This window comes from Cyanobacterium sp. uoEpiScrs1 (genome assembly GCF_947331815.1).
Taxonomy (GTDB): domain Bacteria; phylum Cyanobacteriota; class Cyanobacteriia; order Cyanobacteriales; family Microcystaceae; genus Rippkaea.
In genome coordinates this window covers 55,812-80,621 of sequence record NZ_OX373462.1, presented here as the reverse complement: position 1 = coordinate 80,621, position 24,810 = coordinate 55,812, and the positions used below count along the sequence as shown (strand labels likewise).

Genomic DNA, 24,810 nt, shown 5'->3' with positions numbered 1-24,810 from the left:
GGAAAGACTTATGGTATGTTTTCGTTCAACAATCTATTTCCAAAACATTGTGTTGTTGCACAACTTTTCCATATAGGTCGTAGGTATCAGCATAGGTGATTTTAACAGACACAATTTCGTTTAAGGGGGCCTCCCCCTGAATATAAACAAGACCATCAACGTCCGGAGCAAACCGCCAGGAACGTCCAATTTTATCTTGAGTTTGGGGAGTCTCTTGTTCAATTAGAACGTCAACCATTTTTCCCACATAATTTTGATTCTTGTTGAGAGAAATTGGTTGTTGCACTTGCATCAGGATTTCTCGTCTTTGTTGGGCTATTTCTGGCGGAACCTGATGCGGCATTTGATAAGCAGGAGTTTTTTCTTCTGGAGAAAAGGTAAATACCCCAACGTGATCAAACTTATGATATTCGACAAAATCAATTAAATGGTTGAAACATTCCTCGGTCTCTCCTGGGAAACCCACGATAAAAGTGGTTCTTAATACAACGTCGGGAATAGATTTCCTAAGCTGTTCAATGATGTCATGATTGGTCCATTCTTGCCAGGGACGATTCATCGCTTTTAAGATAGCCTGATGGGAATGTTGCAAAGGTAAATCTAAATAGGGTAGAACGTTTGGGGTGTCTTTAATTGCCTCAATCACTTTATGAGTAAGTCCTGTGGGATAGGCATAATAGAGCCGAATCCAGGGAATATCTACTGTCCCCAAAGCCCTTAATAACTGGTCCAGCCTAGGTTCTCCATATAAATCTAACCCATAATTTGTAGTGGTTTGGGAAACCAATATCAATTCTTGTACTCCTTGATTGGCTAATTGTTGTGCTTCAGCGATAATCGATTCAATAGAACGTGATCGCTGATTTCCTCTCAAGTGGGGGATGATACAAAATGTGCAACGGTAATCACACCCTTCTGCTATTCGTAAATAGGCCACACCTTCAATGGTAGTACGGTAGCGAGGAACCGTCTCATCAGCTATAAAAGTCGGTTCAACTGAGATTTCTTTTACTTTTTCCCCTGTTTCCACCCGTTGGATAACATCAACAATTTTTTGATAGTCCCCTGTCCCTATGACTGCTACAGCCTCAGGAATTTCACCAAGAAGTTCTGTCTGAAAGTGCTGTGCCATACAGCCGGAGATAATAATTTTTTTCTTGGCTTCTGCTAATTCCACTAATGTGCGAACCGACTCTTGACGAGCCTCTTGTACAAAACTACAAGTATTAACAATCACGTAGTCTGCTAACTCTTCGCTGCTATCTACTTTGTAGCCTGCTTGTCCTAGCAGGCCTAGCATATGTTCAGAATCAATACGATTTTTTTCGCAGCCTAGGTGAGAAATTGCAATAGTTGGCTTACTGCCCATGAATTATTGTTTGGTTACATCCCATTGTTGTATATTTGGGCTATAAACCACGCTAGTCTTTCTGTGTAGCCCGGCGGCTATAGTTTAGAGTTCAGGTGTGGATTTGCCCCTGTTCATATGTTAAGTTATACTAACAGACATTATCCAATAAAGAAAGTAACTTAGAAAAGATTGTGAGGGACCCTTGACTCTCATATGTTTTAAGGGCGGACATAACCTGGGATAGTAGTATAACTTTTATTCATATTCGAACATAATAACGACATCTGATAGACATTCTTTCCCCTAACATTACGATTTTACTTAATGTCTTCCGTGGAGCAATCTCTGCATTTTTAATTTTTAAAGATTTTATTCATTATTTTAATCCATCCATCTTCTAATAAAGTATAAAGAACTGGGACTATAATTAAACTTAATAGAGAGGAGGTCGTTAATCCTCCGATAATGGCTACAGCCATGGGCTGTCTTAGTTCCGACCCTGCTCCTAGTCCCAGAGCAATAGGCAACATTCCTAAGATCGTAGAGGCGGTCGTCATAACAATTGGCCTGAGGCGCACTTCTCCTGTCTCTAAAATAGCTTGGTGGCGATCGATTCCTCTCTGTCTTAATTGGTTAATATAGTCCATTAATAGAATAGCGTTTTTATCCAGTAATCCCAACAAGAAGATCAGCCCGATTAAAGAAATCATTCCAAAATCATTTTGGGTAATTAATAAGGCAAACATTGCGCCGATAAGAGTCAATGGCAATGATAAAAGCACCACTAATGGTTCTAACCATCGTCTAAATGAAATATATAAAACAGCTATCATACAGATAACTGCTGATATTACAGCAATGGTAAATTCACCAAAAATCTTACGAACTTGTGCTGATGCCCCTTGAATATCAAAACTAATATCACTAGGCAAGTTTGACTGAGTAATAGAAATTACCTTATTGGTAACATCTCCTAATCCAACTCCTTCTTTTAAATTTGCTGTTATATAAATAACTCTTTGTCTTTGAAAATGCTCAATTGCAAGATTTTTTTCACCCTCTCCAGACATTTTTACATCAACTAATCCAGGAACCTCTTGAATGTTAAGTTTCAACTCTTTTCCTGCTTGTTGTAGGGACTTAAAGTTATTTCCTAACAAGGCGACTTTTAAAGTGCTATCATCACCTGTTTCTACAAATAAAATATCTTCAATACTAGTAGTTACTCCTCTCAACTTGGGTAAAATATCCCTAATATGTTCTTGAACCTCACTAGTACTAAATTGACGATTGCCATTTAGTTTTACATATATTTTTCCCATCAGTGGATTACCGTGTATCCCAACAATAGTATAAGTAGATCTAACGTTAGGATCATCTAAAATTAATTGCTCAAATTTTGTTCCTATGCGACTATTAATTCGTAATAAAAATTGTTCTGGTGATTGAGCTAAATTAGAAATCCACGAAGAAGTATTGCTATTAGAATTGGTAAGTAATCGTTGCGGTATTTTAGGGACTGGCAAAGTATAAATAAGATTAAACTCTCCCCGATCTAATTTAGGAATAAATCCTTTAGGAATTAGTGGAATTAAAGAAAGCCCTAAAATAAAACTAATGATGGCAATAGTTATTACAACTTTACGATTTACTAAAGACCAATTTAGTAAATTTCGATAAGGGCGTACTAAAAAAAAAACTTTCTTATTTTTTGTTCCTTTTATCCTGGGTTTGATCCAATAAATAGCTAAAACAGGAGATAAAGTTCGGGCAACCATCAAAGAAATGAAGACTGCAGCAGAAACTGTCAATCCAAAGGGTTTAAAAAAGTGTTCGAGATTACCTCCAATAAAAGCAATAGGGATAAAAACAGCCACTATGGTAATAGTTGAAGCTGTTACTGTAACTCCGATTTCATCAGTTCCTTTAATGGCTGCCTTTTTAGGATGTTCTCCACAGTCGATGTGACGAGCAATATTTTCTATATCCACAATGGCATCGTCAACAATAATGCCAATAACCAACGCCAATGCTAGTAAAGTAAGAATTTCGAGATTAAACCCCGCGATCCTCATCACAATGGCAGTTCCCAATAAGGAAACAGGGATAGTCAAAGCAGTAATTAAAGTCGCCTGGAAATTTCGTAAAAATGGAAATATAACTAATACTGCTAGAATAATTGCTCCAATTAATCCCTGAATAGTTGACTGAGTAGCTTCCTCTATATAATCAGCTTGAGTTTCTGCTAAAATCAGCTGTATATCAGGTAGGGCAGATTCTAACCCATGTATTGCCTTTTTTGTAAGGTTTACTACATTAAGGGTATTAGCATTGGACTGTTTTACTATTCGTACCGATAAAACATTTTTACTATTGAAGCGCACCAGTGTTGGAGGATTTATCTCATCGGAGTTAACATCTTTTATTTTCCTAAAATTGCCATCTCCCAACAATTCTACCCGACTTACTCCCGGTAATTTTTCTAGTGAGGGTATAATTTCCTCTCGAGCAATATCTGCTAATGTCTCCAGCGGTTTTATTTGACTTTGTATAGCATAACTTATAGCTGCTGATTCATTAATACTGAGAGTTCTAACCTTTAGGATAGTATCAGAAGGTATACTAGCTTGTTTGATCGCATTTTTTACTATCTTAGTAGATTTATTTAGTTGTAATCGTGCATCAAATGCTATGTTAATAATACTTTGACCAGGATAGCTAGAAGAAAATAGCTCAGCCTTGCTGAGTGATTTCAAAGATTCTTCAAGAGGATTTGTCAACCTCAATTCTGTCTCTTCTGCAGTATCAAAAGAGGCGGTAGCCTGTATAACGACTACTGGAAATGAAACATCAGGAAATAAAGCATATTTTAAAGAACTAAAAGCAAAACAACCTAAAATCACTACCATACCCCAAAAGCATAGGGTTAGCCGTGCATGTTTGATTGCAAAACGAGAAATATTTAGACTTTCTCGGAGAGCTTGTTTCATCGAGTTACTATTTGACTGTCATCTTCTTCGGTTATAGCAAGTTGTCTTTTTAAATGATGATTTCTTAATCTTCAAATAAGAGATCTCCGAGAACTTCATCGAAGCAGGCTGTTCCATAAGAGGTTAAAATCTCTTTAGCCTTAAGATTTCTGTTACGATATCTAGCTAATAAATTCTGAAAATCATTTAATGTGTATTTAATTTTTAGGGTATTAACAGTGCAGTTACATAATTTTCTAGACTCCTCCTTAGTTAGTCCTGATGCTTGTGCCTCCGGGACGCAATTCTTTTTGTAGAAGTCTGTAAAGGGATCTGATGCGGCACTTACGTTTTTGGAAACAGGAACGATTGAGCCCAAGCTCATTACCAACAAGGTTAATAGAGCAAACTTATAGTGAGTACTGTTAATCATAAATTTAGAGTCGACTTCAAACGACCAAGTAAATAAAAAAATGGTTTTAATTCTTCGCCATAAGTGTATACCTACCTTATATTAAAAAATATCTTTTACTATGACAGTCTTAAGAATTGCATAAACTTCATAATTTTTGATACAATAACAAAGTTCATAGAGATGGCGGCATAGCCAAGTGGTAAGGCAGAGGTCTGCAAAACCTTTATTCCCCAGTTCGAATCTGGGTGCCGCCTTTAATTAGCTCAATTAGCTTTACCTCTACTGTTTTGTCCTGTAGCGTAACATATAGTTATTTCTTGAAATCCTAAGAGGATTACTCCTTGTTACAGAAAAGAATATTATCTATCATAGATTACAAATGAATCCCACTAGTCATTCCTGAGTAAATGTGCTTTGGGGACACAGTTAAAGTGGAAACATAGCGATACTGTATTAATTAATACAATATCTACTTAAAGTGTAATTTCTCCTATATCAAAAAATAAAAATAAGTTAACAATAATGAAGTTGCTTCTCTCGGAATGTACAATTCGTAAAACCTTAGTAACGAATTAAATATTTTGTCAAGTGAACTGGTATCAATTTAAAAAGTAGTTTCATTAGAGTAGTAGTAGCAAGCCAATTATTTATTTTAAACAAGCGGTAAATAAGATGATTATGATTGATAGCTTCAACAAAGTAATCACAAATAATTAATCTCAGCTTTAAAAAATAAGTAAAATAAACCGTTGAATTGTCAACAACCATATTGATAGTAAACTTTTATAATAGTTTCTATTCCTGTAGTTAAATCATATCTAAACCCAAATTTTACATAAACTTCATCTCAAAATATATTATTCTGAGAATTCAAAAAAAATATTTTTTCTAAAAAAGTTCTTGGATTTGCCCGAAAACTCTTTTAGTTTTGCTACACGTCAACTGGGGTAAAAACTATTCACCCCATGTCAGCTAGTTATATTTCCATCTTTTATCACTAACTAGTTACTGTTGAATAAGAGTTTAATTCTTCTTCAGAAGCAAGATTTACCCGACGAATATTAGCTCCTAATTTACGTAACTTTTCCTCTAAACTATCGTAGCCACGATCTAGATGATGTAATCCTTGCACTAATGTCTTTCCTTGAGCTGCTAAGCCTGATAAGACTAAGGCAGCGGAAGCCCGTAGATCTGTTGCCATAACTGGAGCTCCAGAGAGGAATGGAACTCCCCGCACTAAAGCAATATTCCCCTTAACCCGGATATCTGCTCCCATTCGTTGCAACTCTGCCACATGGCGCAGACGGTTTTCAAATACAGTTTCAGTTATAACACTATTGCCTTCACTGAGAGTTAAAAGGGCCATAAATTGAGCTTGCATATCAGTAGAAAACCCGGGAAAAGGTAAAGTTTCAACGTCAGTTGCCCGTAATGGTGCAGGAATTAAACGTAAGCGGTTAGGCTCTTCGATAATTACTTTAGGACCAATAGCTCGTAATTTAGCGATAGCTGAAGCTATATGCTCAGGAATCACAGGAAACAGACTTATTTCAGACTGGGTAATAGCACCAGCGACCAAAAAGGTTCCCGCTTCAATGCGATCAGGAATGACATGATAGTCTGTACTATGTAAACGCTCAACTCCAGAAATAACAATCTTATTAGTTCCCGCACCTCGAATTTTAGCTCCCATAGAACAGCAAAAATTCGCTAAGTCGATAATTTCTGGTTCTTGAGCTGCATTTTCGATGATAGTTTCCCCATCTGCTAAAGTTGCCGCCATCATAATTGTTTCAGTAGCACCAACGCTTGGATAGTCCAAATAAATTTTTGCTCCTGTTAAGCGGCTACGACTTCCTTTGACACAAGCATGGACTTCTCCATGTTCGATACGAACGTCGGCTCCCATAGCTTGTAAACCTCGGACATGAAGATCTACCGGCCTGGCTCCGATGGCACAGCCTCCTGGTAATGGTACACGAGTCATACCCAAACGTGCTAATAACGGACCGATAACAAAGAAACTTGCCCTCAGTTGGGACACTAATTCATAAGGGGCTTGGGATTTACCGATATTTCTAGCATTAATTTCTAAAATATCACCTGTTCTCTGAAGCTTAACTCCTAAAGCTGCCAAAACTTGGGTCATGCGATTGATATCAACTAAGGAAGGGAGATTCCTCAGACGACAGTCTTCAGAACACAAGAGAGACCCTGCCATCAGGGCAAGAGCAGAATTTTTGGCTCCACTAATGATTACTTCTCCTTTAAGAATAGTTTGTCCCTGAATTTCTAAAACTGTTTGTTGTTTTTCAAGATGGGAGAGCATAGACGTTAAGGTATAGTTAGTCTTTATGATTGTGTTTTTAAAAACTATAATTCTTTATAGTTTTTAGTTAAAATTTGTCTACAATGTAGCCTGAAATAGCTAAAAAAGTCCAGGTTAACTTTGAATATATCTACTTGAACTTGACAGAAAATCATTGATAATTGTAGTTTTTAATTCTTGACTTAATTAGTTAAATCAGTTACCGTTGAGAGGTTGTTTTGGCAAATTGCGGGACTGGCGGAATTGGTAGACGCGCTAGATTCAGATTCTAGTATCCGTAAGGATTTTCGGGTTCAAGTCCCGAGTTCCGCATTAGATTTAGGTTCGAGATGAGTATTTTAAAGATACCCTAATGATTACTAGTATTAAAAACCCTCTTGTTAAGCAAATTAGGAAGTTACATCGTACTAAGGGACGGCGTGAACAGAACTTATTGCTTTTAGAGGGAACTCACTTATTACAGACAGCTTGTCAGGCTAATTGTTCCCTAATGACGTTATGTTTTACGGAACAATGGCTAGTCCGTAATCCTCAATTATTGACACTTGCATCTCAAAAGGCACAACACATTGAACTTGTTACCACAGAAGTGTTGCAATCGATGGCAACCACTGTTAGTCCTGACGGTGTTATTGCGACTATGGGTTTTCGCAAACAGACAGAATTGACAACAACTAATTTTCAGTTGGGATTAATTTTAGAAAAATTACAAGATCCAGGAAATTTAGGAACAATTATTCGGACTGCCGTAGCGACTGAAGTAAATGGAATCTGGCTAACTGGTGATAGTGTTGAAGTTGATAATCCAAAAGTATTAAGAAGTTCTGCTGGTGCCTGGTTCCACATTCCTATGATGGTAAGTTTCAATTTATCTACTGTTATTAACAACTATCAACAGACAGGGGTACAAGTCGTTGCAACTTCACCCACCGCAACCAAACCTTATTGGGAAATGGATTTAACCAAGCCTACTCTAATTTTATTGGGTAATGAAGGAGCAGGGTTATCTCAAAAATTAGTAACTTTAGCTGATGAAATTGTTAGCATTCCTTTAGGCAAAAAAGTTGAGTCGTTAAATGTAGCTATAGCCTGTGCAATACTTTTGTACGAGGGAAAACGACAAAGAGCTAACGCTTAAATAGTGTTTATAATAAACTAAGTATGCTCATTCTCTTTTGATTAGACAAAAGAAGACTCTTTTTTTGTTGTATAAATTAGATATTTTACTCAAAGCTTAAATTATTAAAGAACTTATTTTTGTCCTAACTGTCGACAGGAACTATTAAAAAATAAAGTTTTTACCTAAACGGTTTCCTCTGTACTAGAAAAGGAATAGAGTAAAGAAAAGTCTTTGTTAACAAATAGCATAGTATGTTGGAGATAAAAACTGCTTTATGTTAATTTCTAATAAACTATCACAATGATGGAGCAAATTAATAGAATAAACAAGTTAGTCCGATTTGAAATCATATTAATTTTCTTTTATTCTAGAAATATCCAATACAATATTCTTTGCTGTTTTAGTTCATTTCTTAGTCCTCACCGTTAACAAAATTTTTTAAAAAATACTTCAAAACAAGTCCTAATAACCCAAATTTGAAAAAATCAGATAATTGTTAAAGTGTGGAATAAAACCATCACATAACATAGTCTTTCAAGGCTATTTTTTCTAATAAAAACTGTAGATGGTTTGCATATTTAGATTTGTTAAACATTTAGAAAGTTTTTGAGTTAAAGGAAAAGTCTGACGATCTAATTGAACTTGTAACCCTAGCATAGGATCATCACCCGACGAAATGAGAAATTCTAGGCGTTGAATACTAGTCCAACTTGAAAGTTCATCAAGGATTTCAGTGATTGCCTGTAAGTAAGGATGGTTTGAGTTTTGATACCAGTGGGGATTGACCATTTTCCCTTGTTCGAACCCTAGATGAAAAATTAGAGAAGGACTGCCAAACAGAGCTATTGCGACGGGTCTAACTTCTTCCTGTAAAAATAATTGAGCGGAACGTCCCAACTTTCGTAGTTTCTCTAAATTGGCATAACGTTCTTTAGCTGAGCTTTCCTTTATTTCCCAATCAATAGCAACTGTAATCAAATAAGTATTTAACAATAAATGTCCTAATTTTTCAGCCTTTGTTGCCAAATAACTAGAGTTATAATTATTAGACTCGATTAATAAAGGAACTCTATCCACTACTTCTAAACCATATCCTTTCAAACCTGCAATTTTTCGAGGATTGTTGGTAATTAAACGAATTTTTTCAATACCTAAATCATTTAACATTTGTGCTCCCATACCATAGTCACGTAAATCAGCAGGAAAACCTAATTTTTCATTAGCTTCCACGGTATCTAGTCCCATATCTTGTAGGGAATAAGCTTTTAATTTATTAACTAGTCCAATACCTCGTCCTTCCTGACGTAAATAAACGACAACTCCTAACCCAGCCTCTTCAATCATCTTTAAGGCAGTTTGCAGTTGCATCCGACAGTCACAGCGTAGGGAGCCTAAGGCATCTCCTGTTAAACATTCTGAGTGCATTCGCACCATGACTGGTTGATTCATAAACTGTGTAGTATCTCCCTTGACAATCGCTACATGTTCTGTGCCATCAAGAACATTGCGATAAGCATAAACTTGAAATGTTCCAAATTGGCTGGGAAATTGGCAGACTGTTTCCCGGTAAACAAAGCGATCATGTTGGAGGCGATAGCTAATTAAGTCAGCAATGCTAATTAGTTTTAAATCGTGTTTTTGAGCATACTCGAATAGTTGAGGTAGTCTTGCCATAGAACCATCAGAGTTTTGAATTTCGCAGATTACCCCAGCTGGATATAGTCCTGCTAACCTAGATAAATCAACAGCTGATTCCGTGTGTCCAGCACGTTTCAGAACACCACCTTCTTTAGCTCGGATAGGAAAAATATGTCCTGGACGAGTTAAGTCGTCAGGATTAGTATGGGGATTAATTGCTACCTGGATAGTGCGGGCCCGATCATCCGCAGAAATTCCTGTCGTCACCCCTAAATGAGGAGCAGCATCAATACTAACGGTAAAGGCAGTCTGATTACTGTCAGTATTTTTTGTGACCATCAAGGGCAAATCTAAGGAATCAAGGCGTTCTCCCCTCATAGCTAAACAAATTAAACCCCGTGCCTCTACCGCCATAAAATTGATCATATCTGGAGTAGCGAATTGGGCAGCACAGATTAAATCCCCTTCATTTTCACGATTTTCGTCGTCTACTACTACAATAGAGCGACCGGCTTTAATATCGGCTAAAGCAGCATCGATAGAATCAAATTTGTTGATTGAGTTTGGTGAAGCGTCCACAGGCAATTGAGGTGTTGATAGAGTTTTTGGTCAATAGTTCTATTTTGACATTTTCACCAATGAACTATTTAAATTTATTACTTTATATTCTCTAAAATATTTAGAGATTTTCTTTTGCAATGAGATTACAATTTCTAACCCAAGAAATTGCTTGAGTGATACCTTTAAAAAAGATAGCCATCAGTTTTATCTTAGCTACGCAATCCGAACTTCTTTTAATATCTACAAGTTTATCTAACAATTGTTTTATTTTGAGCTTAGAAATTTTATGTCAAACTTCTTTGATAATTGAATTGAGAACCTTTCCGCAATCATGTCCGTATTTATAATCATCGTTTTTAACAATAAGTGCATTTAAACACTTGAGGAGTAATTTTCTCCTATAGTTTTCTGGAAAAATAAACATATCCAGAACAGAGACAAACGTGTAAAAGGTGATTTTCATATACCATAGACGAATAATTGAATTTGAAGTTTAGATGCTGAGTTGAGTGAGTTCACACTTTTTGCACGGCAAACCATATTATTAGCGTATGTGTCGTCTATAAAATCTAGTTATAGTACGATATTACTGTATGAGTATGAAAACTGCTGTCAATTTTACCTAACCGTAGGTGGACTACTTGTCAGATTAAATTTTTAGCATATCCATTATTATTGTGCAAATTGATATCATAACTTTATTTCCTGATTTTTTCACGTCCCCTCTTCAGGAAGGACTTTTGGGGAGAGCTTTGGACAAAAAGATTGCCAGAGTCAACCTCATTAACCCTCGTAAATTTACCCTTGATAAGCACAATCGCGTAGATGATGAACCATATGGGGGAGGGGTAGGAATGCTTCTCAAACCAGAGCCAGTTTTTGCGGCAGTAGAATCTCTACCGAGATTAGCTAAACCTAGTATTATTTTACTGACTCCTCAAGGACAACCTCTTAATCAATCTTTACTACAAAAATTGTCCACTGAGTATGATCAATTGGTTCTCATTTGTGGACATTATGAAGGAGTAGATGACCGTATTCGGTATTTAGTTGATCAAGAAATTTCTTTAGGAGATTTTGTTCTAACCTGTGGTGAAATCCCCGCATTAGCATTAATTAATGGAGTTGTTCGTCTTTTACCTGGGACAGTCGGTAAGGTTGAATCTCTCGAAGCTGAGAGTTTTGAAAATGGGCTACTCGATTATCCTCAATATACTCGTCCTTCTATTTTTCGGAGCTGGGAAGTTCCTAAAGTGTTAAGATCAGGAAACCATAGAGCGATTAAACAATGGCGGTATCAACAACAACTTCAAAGGACTCAAGAACGCCGACCTGATTTATGGGAAAAATGGTTGGAGTTTTTTCGAGATAATAAATAAATCTAGAATGTTCGAATATCAATTGAACATTCTAGATTTATTTATTGGACTCTTTTGTAAGAAATTATTAATGAAAGCTTTTTTATTATCTTTAATAAACACATATTTATATATACAGCCTCTATTTTAGAAGGTATCATATGAAGTCATAAGCAACTTCAAGATATAATTTTTATATTTAATATAAAAACTATATCTTGAAGTGTTATCTATACATTAAATATTAAAGTTATAAATCAGGGCTTTTTAGTAGCAGAGCTAAAATATCTCAACGAACTTCCTACTCTCATAGATAATTAGCCATGCGTACTGTTCAAGAAATAAATGAAAAAATCCTTCGCCAACAAGCGGTGGTATGGACTGTAGAAGAACTGAAGACACGAGTACAAAATAGCAGTATAGAACAAGTGTTTGAGGAAGTAGATATTATTTGTACGGGAACGTTTGAACCAATGGAATCTTCTGGAGCAATTATTAACCTAGGCCACACAGATCCTCCTATCAAAATTCGTCAATGTTGGCTTGAGGGAATTCCAGCCTATGCGGGATTTGGCGCAGTTGATTTATACTTGGGTGCAACGACGATGATTGACCATTCTGTTACTGGGGAAGCCTCTGATGGAGATAATCGTCAGGGAGCTATATTAGAACGAGGGGGGGGACATGTTATTGAAGATTTAATTGCTGGTCAACCCATTTCTTTACGGGCGATTGGCCAAGTTACTGATTGTTATCCTAGAACTTCTTTTGAGACTACTATTACCCGTAATACTATCAATCAGTTTTATCTGTATAATCCGCGCAACTTATATCAAAATTTTATTGTGGGAGTCAATGGAGGGGAGAATACTCTTTACACTTATCTTGGTCCTTTACAACCGGAATTAGGTAACGCGGTCTATTCCAATCCAGGAGAGATAGGACCGTTAATTAATGATCCTAACTTAGAAGTAATTGGCATCGGAACTCGTATTTTCCTTGGTGGTGGCATTGGTTATATTGCCTGGGAAGGGACTCAACATTTCCCTTTACAAAAACGTTTATCTAATAAAACTCCCATTGGACCAGCAGCTACTTTAGCCTTAATCGGAGATGCCAAGGAAATGTCATCTCAATGGGTTCGAGGGTGTTACTTCCACAAGTATGGCCCATCCTTAATGTTGGGAGTGGGAGTTCCTTTACCAGTTCTTTCCCCCAATGTAATTAAACATTGTTCAGTTAATGATCATGAAATTGTCGCTCCTGTGGTAGATTTTGCTATTCCTCGTCGGGTTCGCCCTACTTTTGGCTTAGTCAGTTATGCTCAACTTAAAAGTGGACAAATAAGTATCGAGGGGAAAACAGTCCGAGTTGCTCCTTTAGCTAGTATTTCTCGTTCCCGACAAGTTGCCCAAGAACTCAAACAATGGATTAAAGCAGGAAAGTTTACCTTGACAGAACCCGTAGCTTCTTTACCGGACAATCGATCCTTTATTCCCCAAGACTTATGGGGATCTCGTATTGGTTTAGATTAGATAAGGAAGAGACGTTGCTTGCAACGTCTCTATATTTTGGTATATATAATGATGCCTGCTCTTGTCCTTATGTTGAATTTAGCCTTCCCACATTTTGACGGTAATAGTTTCTGATGAAATATCGGCTACTTTGTCAGTAGGGGATTGAATACCAATATAACGCTCATATCCCGATGGCAAAATTTTTGCTGAGTCTGTAGGTCCAAACAAAGCAAAGGTATAAGTTCCTACCGCGACAGCTAACTGAAGGGGATCGCTATCAGTGCAGAGAATAGAATTAGCCCCTGCGATAATAGCTGCCAGTTTACCAACATCACTAGGTCTAGTTACTTTGAGCATGGGGTAATATTCTTTCATCAAAATAGTTTGCTCTGCATTATTGCTATCTTGCAATAAAACCATCGACAAATTAGGCTGTTTTTGCTTGATACTATCGATAATAGTTTTCCATTGCTCAATTGGATAAATAGCTTTAGGCTCTTGAGGAATTAGACTTGAGCCATTGTAAAACAACATATAACCGTCTTTTAGGTTAAGTCGCTGCTGTTCGGTTTGTGCCCAGTCAATATCTTCCTTTGGAACAGCAATTTTTAGGGAGGGACAGTAAGATCGAATCCCCAAACTAGTTAGTAAATCATGGGTAATATATGGAACATACTGTTCTGTTTTAAGGGGAACAGAATTAGACAAAAACTGGGAAGTTTGGCTTTGATATCCAACCCTTAAAGGAATGCCATTCAACCACAAAAGTAAGTCAAGAGTCCACTTTTGTCCAAAGTTGAGAGCGATATCATATTCGTGATCACGAATCATACCCAAAGCATTCAAATAATCGGCTAATCCATTGTGAGCTTGATAATCAAAGATGAGGATATCATGGACATAGGGACAAACCCGATAAGCTGATTTAGCACGAGGCTCAACCATGACATCAATTGTAGCGTTTGGATATTGAGTTTTGAGGTCTTCTAGGGTAGGAAAAAATAAGATTTGGTCGCCAATTCCCCCAGGAACTAGGGCTAGTATTCGCATAGGTACGATCCTTAGATTAGTAATCTATCGGCTTAATCACAACGTAACAGATTTATTCTAAGGTAAGATTCCCCTAAATCTCTTGTCTGTTCAGAATAAATTCTTTTTATAGGTAAAAAATATTTTGTTTTATCTCTATAACTATAAGTTTAACTTATTAGAGGTTTTTAAATTTGCCGTATCAATATTGGAAACATTATCGTAAACAATAGTTTTATTAATAAATATGATTTTTTTTGTATAAAGCACTGTTGTGTGTTAAGGATAAATGACATTAAGTTATAAGAATTAATTTATTTAGTTTTAGTTTAATAATTGATTTATATTAAGAAATGGAATAACAATTTATATTTAAAATAATTTAAATATCAGAAGGCTTTGTTAAAAAGCCAATTAGCTGCCATGGTTTTTACTAAGCAGTAACGAAAATATCTATTCCAAAAAATTTTTTGTTAAAAACTAAAAAGATAAAAACAAATTTTTAAAAATACATGTAAGTACACTTAAATATAAAGAAATATTGGTTTAATATGTTAAACCAATAATAAAGATAAGAATAATAAGTCAATAAAAAATATTTTTATGCATTTGTTCTCTATGAATATTTACCTAAAGTGTAATTAATTCAAATAATTACACATAGATAACAATACTGTCGCCATAAAGAAGATAAGTTTTTGTATAGTATCAGTAACTTCGTACAATGCAGTGAATATAAGGAATACTGTTCTCTATATTCACTGCATTGATATATAGGATATATAAGTAAAAAAGACTTCTTTTTTAGAAGTATCAAGTTTTTGCTTAAATAGTTTCCAATTCATCACGTTTCCTGAGTAAAAATATTTAATACCTCAAAATAGAAATAATTATGGTAGACAATAGAAAAAATAGTACAATTATAAGTTGACCATAAAAATATGCAGGTAGCCTTGTACCATTATTATTTCTATGGTTTTAGGGACAGTTCCTATAGTTAATGGCTATTTTCGGTCAATTCCTCCGAGAGGATACTAAAACAGTAAATTATCGTTTTATTCAAGTAAATTATCTATATGAGCTATAATCCCCATATTTGGTCCTGTGCTCTATATTCTAGTCATATAAGTATGTTTATGACCAGGAAGTACTAGCATTTTCCCTATAAAGATTAGCAAGTCTATGAATTAAAGTATCATCATACCCAAATTTTAGCGAAATCGTCTATTTAGGAATAGAAGTTTTGTCTGGATTCAAGCATCTATAATTTCTGATCTCTTATTTAAGCATTAAGTATGAAACCACAAGCAGATTCACAGTTTGACTACGTTAAGATCAATTTAGCTTCTCCAGAGCGTGTTCGTCAGTGGGGAGAGAGAACGCTTCCCAACGGTGTGGTGGTCGGAGAAGTCACTAAACCGGAGACCATTAACTACCGGACTCTAAAACCAGAAATGGATGGTTTATTTTGTGAACGTATTTTTGGACCTTCCAAAGACTGGGAATGTTGGTGTGGTAAATATAAGCGGGTACGTCACCGAGGAATTGTTTGCGAACGGTGTGGTGTAGAAGTCACCGAATCTCGTGTACGCCGCCATCGCATGGGTTTCATTAAATTAGCAGCTTCTGTTACCCACGTTTGGTATCTTAAGGGGATTCCAAGTTATTTGAGTATTCTCTTGGATATGGCTTTACGAGATGTAGAACAAATCGTTTATTTCAACTCTTATGTTGTCCTTGATCCGGGTAATGCTAGTAACTTATCCTACAAACAACTTTTAACCGAAGATCAATGGATTGAAATCGAAGACCAAATTTACGCCGAAGACTCTGAACTACAAGGAATTGAAGTAGGAATTGGTGCAGAAGCTATTCAACGGCTACTACAGGAAATTGATTTAGATGAAGTTGCTGAAAAACTCCGAGAAGAAATTCTCGAGAGTAAAGGGCAAAAACGAGCCAAATTGATTAAACGATTACGTGTCATCGATAACTTCATTGCAACAGAATCACGGCCAGAATGGATGGTGTTAGAAGTGATTCCTGTTATTCCTCCCGATTTACGCCCCATGGTTCAGCTGGATGGAGGTCGATTTGCTACTTCTGACCTCAATGATCTTTATAGACGGGTGATCAATCGAAATAATCGTCTCGCCCGTTTACAGGAAATTCTAGCTCCCGAAATCATTGTCCGTAACGAAAAACGGATGTTGCAAGAAGCAGTTGATGCATTAATTGATAATGGACGACGAGGACGTACGGTTGTTGGAGCTAATAATCGTGCATTGAAATCTCTTTCCGATATTATTGAAGGGAAACAAGGGCGCTTCCGTCAAAATCTTTTAGGGAAACGGGTAGATTATTCTGGACGTTCAGTTATTGTTGTTGGTCCTAGGCTGAAGATTTATCAATGTGGTTTACCGAGAGAAATGGCAATTGAATTGTTCCAACCTTTCGTTATTCATCGTTTAATTCGTTTAGGATTAGTTAATAACATTAAGGCTGCTAAAAAGCTGATTGTTCGTGAAGAACCTAGTGTATGGAATGTATTAGAAGAAGTTATTACAGGCCATCCAGTTATGCTAAATCGTGCGCCTACCTTACATCGTTTAGGGATTCAAGCTTTTGAACCAATTTTAGTGGAAGGTCGAGCAATTCAGTTACACCCTTTGGTCTGTCCAGCATTTAACGCTGACTTTGATGGTGACCAAATGGCAGTTCATGTCCCTCTTTCATTAGAATCTCAATCTGAAGCTCGATTACTAATGTTAGCCTGTCATAACATTCTATCTCCTGCCACAGGTAGGCCTATTGTGGCTCCTTCTCAAGATATGGTGTTGGGATGTTACTATCTGACTGCCGATAATCCAAAGGCACAAAAAGGAGCGGGTAACTATTTTGGAAGTTTTGATGATGCACTAAAAGCTTACGAACAAGAAAAATTGGATTTACATACTTATATTTGGCTCCGGATTGACGCAGATGAAGAAGTAGTTACTCTCAAACCTGATGAAGAGGTTCTCAAAACAGAGATTTTAGAGGATGGGAGTTTGATTAAATATTACCGAGAACGTCGAACGAGGGAAAAAGATGGGGAAATTATAGCTCAATTTGTTCGTACTACCCCAGGTAGAATTATCTATAATAAAACTATTCAAGACGCATTAGTTTCCATTTAGTCACCTGTTTTTTAGCAAATAGACTTCTTGCAATGTAGTGGTTGGGGACCTGGTTCTCAACCACTACATTGCAATGGTTTATATTTACCATTTAAATTAGAATGACTGTATTTAACCAAGAGCATTTATTATTCACCCCTGCATCTCCTAAATCTGACGCCATACCCACTATTTTTGCTTTTCCTAATAAATACACTATAGGAATTACCAGTTTGGGTTATCAATTGATTTGGAGAACACTAGCCTTAAGATCTGATATTAATATCAGTCGTTTATTTACAGATGTTCATGAACCTTTACCTAAGTCACCTGAACTTTTAGGGTTTTCCTTTTCTTGGGAATTAGATTATATCAACATTCTTAATCTCTTAGAATTTTTTGAAATTCCTCTTTATAGTAATCAACGAAGTTATCACCAACCATTGGTGTTTGGTGGAGGCTCTGTGTTGACTGCTAACCCTGAACCATTTGCTCTTTTTTTTGATGTGATTTTATTGGGAGATGGAGAAGAGTTATTGGATAATTTCATTGATGCCTATCAAAAAATAAGAACAGCAGATCGAGGAACAAAATTAAGATATTTAGCTAGTGTACCAGGGGTTTATATTCCTAGTTTATATGAGGTCACTTATCATAGTCTTGATGGTGAAATTAAATCGATTGAGCCGATTGACAATAACGCTCCCAATATAATCAAAAAAAGGATCTATCGAGGTAATATATTATCTGCTTCTACAGTAGTTACAGAAGAAGCCGCTTGGAAAAGTATTTATATGATAGAAGTGGTAAGAGGTTGTCCTGAAATGTGCCGTTTTTGTCTTGCTAGTTATTTAACATTACCCTTTCGAACAGCTAGCTTGGAGTCTTCTTTAATTCCTGCTATTGAAAAAGGTTTGTCAGTAACTAATAGAATCGGATTGTTAGGACCATCTATTACTCAACATCCTGAATTTGAAATTTTATTAGATTATTTATCACAATCTCAATATGAAGATATTCGCCTTAGTATTGCTTCTGTTCGAACCAACACAGTTACTAAAAAGTTAGCTAGAACTTTAGCTAATAGGGGCACTCGTTCAGTTACAATTGCGATTGAGAGTGGATCGGAGCAAATACGTAAAGTAATTAATAAAAAGTTAACTAATGAAGAGATAATTCAAGCAGCAATCAATGCGAAAGCAGGAGGACTAAAAGCAATAAAATTTTATGGCATGGTAGGACTTCCTGGGGAAAAAGACTCGGATATAGAAGCCACTATTAAAATCTTAGAAGATATTGGCAAAGCTGTGCCAGGATTAAGGTTAACTTTTGGATGCAGTACCTTTGTTCCTAAGTCTCACACTCCATTTCAATATTTTGGAGTCAATAATGAGGCTAAAAAAAGACTTAAATTTTTAGAGAAACAGCTTAGAAAAAAAGGAATTAATTTTCGTCCAGAAAGCTATAATTGGTCAGTAATTCAAGCCTTAATCTCTAGAGGAGATCGCCGTTTATCAACGTTATTGGAATTGACCCGCAATTATGGGGATACATTAGGAAGTTATAAACGAGCATTCAAAGAATTGAAAAATAAATTACCTCCCTTCGATTTTTATGTTCATAAAGATTGGAAAAAAGAGCAAATATTACCTTGGCATCATTTGTGCAGCTCTTTACCAAGACAAACTTTAATAAAACATTTAGATAAATCTATAAATAATATCTAGAAATTATTTTAGATATAAATCTATTAAAATAGATATTGTTAATTTGTTTATTTGATATAGAAAATCAATTCATAACTAAGGTTAATAAAAACATTTTAAATCTATAAAAAAGTGAGTTTACTAAAAACTATATAAATTATATCCATAAAAAATGAGATTTATTAATAATACACTTAGCTTTCTGAATAAAAATAAACTGAAATAAAAGGTATTTTAATTATGCTATCCATCTTATGTAGTTATTTTTCTTGGCTGAGGTAAAGACAATTACTTTTTACTAAAAAACTTTTATCAATCAAAGATATAATAACTACTAATAGTAGTTATTAACTAAAGAAAATAATATTTTATCTATTAAAAAACTATAGGCAATTATTTAAATTATAGTGTGAGTATTATATATGTTTTTAATCTTAAATATTGTTTATTATATGTAAATATTTCTAACAAGAGAAAAGCTATAGACTGAATCTATCTACTTGTAATTAAAATAGTTGATGATCAATAGTCATATAATATATAGTATATCTTTCAGTATTCTTTCTTTTTAGAAAAAGACAAAAAGTTAATTTAAAGTTACCAATTCTTTTCTGACCAAACTCGATGAGTAAATAAAGAAGCTGCAACCCGGACTCCTCGTAGTTGATTTAGTAAAGGAAGGTGTCCTACGGGTGCACTTAAATCCCAGGTAAACTCATTAGGATAGTAGGTCCAGTTATTATCTTTTTTCCAGCCGATTTTTATCCATAATTTAGTAAAATCTTTTCCTACAGATAACCAAATTTTCCGTTGTACTGAAAAGCCAAATTTTCCTTCTGAATAAACCCACCACAGAGAATTAATTGTATGCAAATCAATAGTAGTGAACCGTTCAACTTCAGTAAAATAAACCCATTTACGTTTTACAGACGCCTCTCCTGCCAATTCACATAGTTTTTGTCGTGTAACAGTATCAGCATCTTTAAATTTTTGGTTGATGAGTAAGTCTTTAAGAATCTTATAGTCAATGTTAGATGTTGACTTCAGGGGAACAACTCCATAAGGAAAATTAATCTGTAAAAATTCTTGAACTTTTGGTGTTTTTACTTGGTAAAGAGCTTGATATGCTTTTCCCATCACTATATTGGGAGTTCTCATCTCTGATAAAAGTAAAAATTTCATCAATATTTCCCAACTGGCTTCCCCCATGTTTATTAACTGGGGAATCATTTGAAGTTGTTTTTTTCTGGAGAATGCCAGAAATTTACTTACCTCTGGTACAGAACTATCTTTTGTACTCCAAACCTCAGCAATGTTTTGCTCAGTCATAAAATCACCTGTCGACTCTTAACCTTAACTATTCATATCACTAATTGAGATTAATAAACTCAAGACTTGAAGTTTATATACATATGTATGAATAAATTTTAGTTAAGAAATAAAAATTTTCTAACTTTCTCACGTATGTTTTATACAACATGTATAACTACTCTCATTATTAGAGTAGTTATACATGCCTATTTCTCCATAGCGATAAAATTTGGTTTATTTTACTTTTTAGTATACTGTAGAGTAGTAGTTAAAGACTAGATGTATGTATTACCTTATCAGCAAAGTAAATTATTTTTGATGACTCCAAAAGAAAATAACCAATTATTCCAAGGTAGTAATATTTGGTAACAATCTACCTAAACTAACAATAAAAAAATTATATTTTAGTTCTTTTGGAATGTCTAATTTTGAAAGTTATTATATAGGCAATAATTAACTAACTAAGTCAACTAATTTTTTCTGCAATCTGCTAAAAAATAAAAACACGATGACTATTCTTTTTTTTAAACTATAAATAATCGTACAAGTTCAAATTGATTACATTTAAATTTTTTGGTAGAGTTTTTACATATTTTGAACAAAAATTAGATTTTTCTAGATTTAATTTACTTATATATAATTTAAATTTATTAATTGTTATAAATATAATTAAATAGATGTTAAAACTACAATAGTTTTATCTCTCTATATTTAATAGATATATGTTGAATTAATATTGTATTAGTTAATAAGAACCTAGAGAAATTGTCTTTAAAACACTTAACTACGTTGGCTAAATTAAAGCTTGTTTTTTAAAATTGTTCTGAAAATCAATGAGCTTCTTGCGTTAATTCTCTTTCAATAGATATAACAACTCTTATCTTTCTAAAATAATTTACGTAGTAATATAAATTACTCTTATCGTCATATTAGATTTTTGAAAAGATTTTTTCTTATATTTTCTATATACTAATATAATATTTGACCTAAATTTGTGAATACTTTACAATGGCTTAGTCGGAAAGTAAATCTTTACTTAAAATTTTATCAGTGGGTGTTTCAATTATTTTAATAATTTGATATTGTCTTATTCTTAATCACTAGCTACAAACATCATTATTCATATATCTAATAGAATCTATACATTAGATATAAATGTTCCAACTGAAATTATTTTATTAGCAAATATTTTAATACATCGAAGTTTGATTTTTAAAAAATACTTATTATTTTTCTTGACTTTTTTTAACGAATTCGAAAGCTTCTTCTGCCGTCGAAATTTTTCCTTCAATATGAGCTAATTGAATCTCTGTCAACAATTTCCCAATTTTAGGACTTGGTTTTAGATTCAACTGTTTGATTAGATCGTGCCCATTTACTAATGGATAAGGATAAACTATTTTATCTTTAGGATCTAGGTAACGATTAATCAAAGATAGAACAGACTGAAAATCTACCTGCCTTGCTAAACTAAAAATAGCTAATACTGGAAAAACATCTCTTATATTCAAGAAAAAAAAATATAATTCTCTTACATTCATATTACCTTGATTTTTATGTAAAAGTGGAAAATATGTTAAAACTTTGGTTATAGTACTAATGTCAATGCGAGGATACTTTAAACTAACTAATTCTCGCTCAGCTTTGCTAGGAATAGAAGAGACTAAAATTGCCAGCTTTGCTTGTTGAATAGCTAAAGGATAATATTTAAAATTGTCAAAATTACAATTAAAAAATCGGCAAAAATTATTTTTAGTTAATTTTTTTTTTAGCAAGATAAATACTTGGTCAATTCTAATAAGTTGCTCTATCTGTTTTTTACTTAATTGTTTAAACCAAGTATTAAATAAACCATCTTTAATCACTCTAATCAAGTTGTCATTTCCTTGCATATTTGATAATAAATAACTCAATTCATTGTTTATTCTCTCTACTGCTACTTGTTTAATTAAAGGTGCTAATTGACGAATAGTTTTTATAGTTTCATCATCAATAGTGAAATTCAATTGAGTACTTTGACGATATGCTCTTAATAATCTTAAGGGATCGTCTTTAAGATTTTTTGGGGATATCATTCTTAAAATCCCTTGTCTTAAATCTTGTAATCCATTTAAAGGATCAATTAATTGTTGCTCGTGAAAATTATAAGCGATCGCATTTATAGTAAAATCACGCCGCTTTAAATCAGTTTCTAGATTATTCCCTTCCTGTTGAGCAAAATCTACTGTTCCTTCTTTAAATACAACCCTAGCAATTTTTCTTTCTTTATTTAAAATTACGAATCCAGCATTATAGTGATTCGCTATAATTTTAGCTGTTTCTACAGCTAAATCCGGTACAACAAAATCCAAATCCAGATAATTTCTTGAACAATTAAGAAGCGCATCACGAACTGCACCTCCCACCAAACAAGCAGCTGGTGGTAGCCATTCTAAACTAAACGGTAAAGAGTCTGCTGATAAAATCGATAAATAAGTTAAGCTATTTTGCTGAATCATTCAAATTAATAAGGATAAACTTAGAGAATCACTGATCTTAGTCTGTCTGGCTCGGACTGATGATAAGAAGACGGATAGAGAAGAGAGGCTATAATTTATGTTAACTGCAATCATATTGATTGTGGTACTGCTTACCACACAGTGAAATCTGAACACAAATAATCAAAGTCAATTAGTCATTTAACCTTTAAACTAACTGAACCCATTACTAATGTTAATATTCCCTTCCAGGGAATATTAACATTAGTAATGGAATAGGATGTAGTTAGTTGAGATAGTTTTTAATTTGAGAGGAAGCTAAAATTATGTTCAGGGGAACTTGTTACCACCTAAATTAGTCCATTTTAGATATCTATACCATCGTTAGATATGAAGTTGGGTAAATGACTGCCGACTCTACTATTTATGACTCATTTACTGCTTACTGATTTATGAAACAGCAATCAGTGATTGGAATTGATTTAGGAGGAACTGCTATCAAATTAGGACGGTTTCTCAGAGATGGTACCTGTGTAAAGTCTTTAACGGTTGCGACGCCTCAACCTTCTACGCCAAAGACAGTTTTAAAAACGATAGTGAAAACTGTAAAGCAGCTTAAATTTCATCAGTCCTGTAACGCTTTGGGGCTAGGGACTCCTGGTCCAGTTGATGCTCGAGGAAAAATTGCTAAAATAGCTATTAATTTATCTGGATGGCAAGATGTCCCGTTTGCGGATTGGTTGGAAACAGAAATTGGACTTCCGACTATCATTGCCAATGATGCTAATTGTGCTGGTTTGGGGGAAACTTGGCTAGGAGCAGGAAAAAACTTCAAAGATATGATTTTGTTAACTTTAGGAACTGGCGTGGGAGGGGCTATCATCTCTGATGGACACCTATTTACTGGACGTTTAGGATCCGCAGGAGAATTAGGATTGATTACCCTTAATTTTGATGGGCCTCCATGTAATAGTGGAAATCAGGGATCTTTGGAACAATATACTTCGGTTCAAGCGATTCGTCGGATGACAGGAAAAGAACCAATTGAATTAGGACAATTAGCTGCAAAGGGTAACCAAGAAGCTTTAAAGTTTTGGGAAGATTATGGTCGTTTATTAGGAGCAGGATTGGCTAATTTGATATATATTCTAACTCCTGAAGCAATTGTTATTGGAGGCGGAGTAAGTGCAAGTACCCCTTATTTTTTCTCCACCACCTTCTCAGAGATTAAAAAGCGAGTTTTGCCTAATTATAGAGAGGGATTACAACTAATTCGAGCTAAATTGGGTAATCAAGCAGGAATGATTGGGGCAGCTAAATTAGCTTGGGATAAAGTTGATGAACTTACAAATCATTCATCATGATTTGTTGATATTAATTTACACATTTCTGACAATTCTAATTTGTAAAACAAAAACAATTGAGCAACTATATTATAAGTTTATTAAAATACTTAACCCAAATTGTTAATAAAAATCATTTTCTGTATAGAATACAAAAGTGCGATGCTGTTTAATTTTTATTTTTAAATATCGGTCAAAATCAAAAATCAATTAATGCTTTATATTCTAGTACCTAAAAAATTTAGTTATTTAAGTATAAATGTTTAAATAAATTACTCCTTATATTACTGTCAATCCTATCATTTTAAATATTAACAATATAGCAAGTAAATATTCAAAAAAATATTTCATTAATAAAAAATATAATTTTTCAAAACTGAACCTCAAAAATATTAGTGATATATTTAACATATTACTGAATAATATTTCAATTATTATTCATTTTTGTTTGATTACTAACAACAGAAGAAACTAGTTTTATATAAATACTAACAAAACAGTTAATATTAACTAAAATCATTTGTAATT

General features: G+C 34.4%; 14 protein-coding genes and 2 tRNA genes. 8 read left to right on the top strand and 8 right to left on the bottom strand.

Annotated features, from left to right (window positions below; translation table 11 throughout):
* Positions 1-25: 25 nt before the first annotated feature.
* The 3 genes from rimO to OXU93_RS00235 form a co-directional block, all read right to left on the bottom strand.
* Entirely contained in the window at positions 26-1,369 is a 1,344-nt protein-coding gene (gene rimO / locus OXU93_RS00245) for a 30S ribosomal protein S12 methylthiotransferase RimO (protein ID WP_267383838.1), read from the bottom strand.
* A 335-nt stretch (positions 1,370-1,704) separates the two neighbouring features.
* Positions 1,705-4,341: an efflux RND transporter permease subunit gene (locus tag OXU93_RS00240; RefSeq protein ID WP_267383837.1), complete on the bottom strand. Its 2,637-nt coding sequence runs from the start codon at positions 4,339-4,341 to the stop codon at positions 1,705-1,707.
* Positions 4,342-4,405: 64 nt separating this feature from the next.
* Positions 4,406-4,753 (bottom strand): hypothetical protein, encoded by a 348-nt coding sequence (locus OXU93_RS00235; protein WP_267383836.1) that lies wholly within the window; start codon positions 4,751-4,753, stop codon positions 4,406-4,408.
* Between the two features lie 164 nt (positions 4,754-4,917).
* Here OXU93_RS00235 and OXU93_RS00230 point away from each other — a divergent pair.
* Positions 4,918-4,989 (top strand) — tRNA-Cys (locus OXU93_RS00230).
* Positions 4,990-5,732: 743 nt separating this feature from the next.
* On the opposite strand, the gene murA is transcribed toward OXU93_RS00230, so the two are convergent.
* Positions 5,733-7,064, bottom strand: a complete 1,332-nt coding sequence (gene murA, locus OXU93_RS00225; RefSeq protein ID WP_267383835.1) for a UDP-N-acetylglucosamine 1-carboxyvinyltransferase — start codon at positions 7,062-7,064, stop codon at positions 5,733-5,735.
* A 228-nt stretch (positions 7,065-7,292) separates the two neighbouring features.
* Here murA and OXU93_RS00220 point away from each other — a divergent pair.
* Positions 7,293-7,376 (top strand) — tRNA-Leu (locus tag OXU93_RS00220).
* Between the two features lie 40 nt (positions 7,377-7,416).
* Positions 7,417-8,202 carry a TrmH family RNA methyltransferase gene (locus tag OXU93_RS00215; RefSeq protein ID WP_267383834.1) on the top strand — a complete coding sequence of 262 codons (786 nt, stop codon included), beginning with the start codon at positions 7,417-7,419 and terminating at the stop codon, positions 8,200-8,202.
* Between the two features lie 531 nt (positions 8,203-8,733).
* On the opposite strand, the gene ribBA is transcribed toward OXU93_RS00215, so the two are convergent.
* A complete protein-coding gene (gene ribBA, locus OXU93_RS00210; protein ID WP_267383833.1) occupies positions 8,734-10,401 on the bottom strand; it encodes a bifunctional 3,4-dihydroxy-2-butanone-4-phosphate synthase/GTP cyclohydrolase II in 1,668 nt (555 codons plus the stop codon).
* A 659-nt stretch (positions 10,402-11,060) separates the two neighbouring features.
* On the opposite strand from ribBA, the gene trmD reads away from it, so the two are divergent.
* Together trmD and OXU93_RS00200 are read left to right on the top strand one after the other, a co-directional pair.
* A complete protein-coding gene (trmD, locus tag OXU93_RS00205; protein ID WP_267383832.1) occupies positions 11,061-11,762 on the top strand; it encodes a tRNA (guanosine(37)-N1)-methyltransferase TrmD in 702 nt (233 codons plus the stop codon).
* 302 nt (positions 11,763-12,064) lie between these two features.
* Positions 12,065-13,276 (top strand): homocysteine biosynthesis protein, encoded by a 1,212-nt coding sequence (locus OXU93_RS00200; RefSeq protein ID WP_267383831.1) that lies wholly within the window; start codon positions 12,065-12,067, stop codon positions 13,274-13,276.
* Between the two features lie 78 nt (positions 13,277-13,354).
* Here OXU93_RS00200 and OXU93_RS00195 read toward each other — a convergent pair whose 3' ends face one another.
* The gene (locus OXU93_RS00195) at positions 13,355-14,308 is read right to left on the bottom strand and encodes a glycosyltransferase family 9 protein (RefSeq protein WP_267383830.1); all 954 of its coding nucleotides are present in this window, start codon (positions 14,306-14,308) and stop codon (positions 13,355-13,357) included.
* A 1,274-nt stretch (positions 14,309-15,582) separates the two neighbouring features.
* Between OXU93_RS00195 and OXU93_RS00190 the strand changes: the two genes are divergently transcribed.
* The gene (locus tag OXU93_RS00190) at positions 15,583-17,466 is read left to right on the top strand and encodes a DNA-directed RNA polymerase subunit gamma (RefSeq protein WP_267383829.1); all 1,884 of its coding nucleotides are present in this window, start codon (positions 15,583-15,585) and stop codon (positions 17,464-17,466) included.
* 101 nt (positions 17,467-17,567) lie between these two features.
* Entirely contained in the window at positions 17,568-19,172 is a 1,605-nt protein-coding gene (locus tag OXU93_RS00185) for a radical SAM protein (RefSeq protein ID WP_267383828.1), read from the top strand.
* Positions 19,173-19,748: 576 nt separating this feature from the next.
* On the opposite strand, the gene OXU93_RS00180 is transcribed toward OXU93_RS00185, so the two are convergent.
* Together OXU93_RS00180 and OXU93_RS00175 are read right to left on the bottom strand one after the other, a co-directional pair.
* Complete coding sequence (locus OXU93_RS00180) at positions 19,749-20,480, bottom strand: GUN4 domain-containing protein (protein WP_267383827.1); 732 nt, start codon at positions 20,478-20,480, stop codon at positions 19,749-19,751.
* A gap of 1,208 nt (positions 20,481-21,688) precedes the next feature.
* The gene (locus tag OXU93_RS00175) at positions 21,689-22,960 is read right to left on the bottom strand and encodes a CCA tRNA nucleotidyltransferase (RefSeq protein ID WP_267383826.1); all 1,272 of its coding nucleotides are present in this window, start codon (positions 22,958-22,960) and stop codon (positions 21,689-21,691) included.
* Between the two features lie 431 nt (positions 22,961-23,391).
* Between OXU93_RS00175 and OXU93_RS00170 the strand changes: the two genes are divergently transcribed.
* On the top strand, positions 23,392-24,303 hold the full coding sequence (locus OXU93_RS00170) for an ROK family protein (RefSeq protein ID WP_267383825.1): 912 nt from the start codon (positions 23,392-23,394) through the stop codon (positions 24,301-24,303).
* The last annotated feature ends 507 nt before the right edge of the window (positions 24,304-24,810 follow it).

Bases quoted from the DNA above. Each gene is read 5' to 3' on its own strand.
- rimO (WP_267383838.1), bottom strand. From the start codon at position 1,369: ATGGGCAGTAAGCCAACTATTGCAATTTCTCACCTAGGCTGCGAAAAA.
- OXU93_RS00240 (WP_267383837.1), bottom strand. From the start codon at position 4,341: ATGAAACAAGCTCTCCGAGAAAGTCTAAATATTTCTCGTTTTGCAATC.
- OXU93_RS00235 (WP_267383836.1), bottom strand. From the start codon at position 4,753: ATGATTAACAGTACTCACTATAAGTTTGCTCTATTAACCTTGTTGGTA.
- murA (WP_267383835.1), bottom strand. From the start codon at position 7,064: ATGCTCTCCCATCTTGAAAAACAACAAACAGTTTTAGAAATTCAGGGA.
- OXU93_RS00215 (WP_267383834.1), top strand. From the start codon at position 7,417: ATGATTACTAGTATTAAAAACCCTCTTGTTAAGCAAATTAGGAAGTTA.
- OXU93_RS00200 (WP_267383831.1), top strand. From the start codon at position 12,065: ATGCGTACTGTTCAAGAAATAAATGAAAAAATCCTTCGCCAACAAGCG.
- OXU93_RS00195 (WP_267383830.1), bottom strand. From the start codon at position 14,308: ATGCGAATACTAGCCCTAGTTCCTGGGGGAATTGGCGACCAAATCTTA.
- OXU93_RS00190 (WP_267383829.1), top strand. From the start codon at position 15,583: ATGAAACCACAAGCAGATTCACAGTTTGACTACGTTAAGATCAATTTA.
- OXU93_RS00185 (WP_267383828.1), top strand. From the start codon at position 17,568: ATGACTGTATTTAACCAAGAGCATTTATTATTCACCCCTGCATCTCCT.
- OXU93_RS00180 (WP_267383827.1), bottom strand. From the start codon at position 20,480: ATGACTGAGCAAAACATTGCTGAGGTTTGGAGTACAAAAGATAGTTCT.
- OXU93_RS00175 (WP_267383826.1), bottom strand. From the start codon at position 22,960: ATGATTCAGCAAAATAGCTTAACTTATTTATCGATTTTATCAGCAGAC.
- OXU93_RS00170 (WP_267383825.1), top strand. From the start codon at position 23,392: ATGAAACAGCAATCAGTGATTGGAATTGATTTAGGAGGAACTGCTATC.